Source organism: Pseudomonas sp. AC463 (assembly GCF_979253585.1).
In genome coordinates this window covers 1-258 of sequence record NZ_CEEDDZ010000803.1, presented here as the reverse complement: position 1 = coordinate 258, position 258 = coordinate 1, and the positions used below count along the sequence as shown (strand labels likewise).

Here is a 258-nt window from a genome sequence, read left to right as displayed (position 1 = left end):
GGATATCGGGGATGATCGCGCAACCGCTCGTCGTGGAGCACGACACGGATATGGCCGGCATGGTCGCCGGCGACATCACGGTGCGGTCGGGCAGATTGTTACGGCTCGGCGGCATGGTTCGCGGCGATATCATCCTGGAGCCAGGCGCGCGGCTGGAGATGTCGGGCATCGTGTCGGGCCGCGTCATCCGCCGCTGAGCTTCGGTTAACTATCGCGCGGCCAAGCCACGCTTTCGGGCGGCTGCGGAAAGGGTCCAAA

1 protein-coding gene is annotated in these 258 nt (G+C 65.9%); it reads left to right on the top strand.

Going from position 1 to position 258, the window contains the following annotated elements; all coding sequences use genetic code 11:
* Nucleotides 1-197, top strand: a 197-nt coding sequence (locus tag AC0IYH_RS32445; RefSeq protein WP_471838453.1) for a hypothetical protein, incomplete at its 5' end; no start/stop codon positions are given.
* Nucleotides 198-258: the final 61 nt, after the last annotated feature.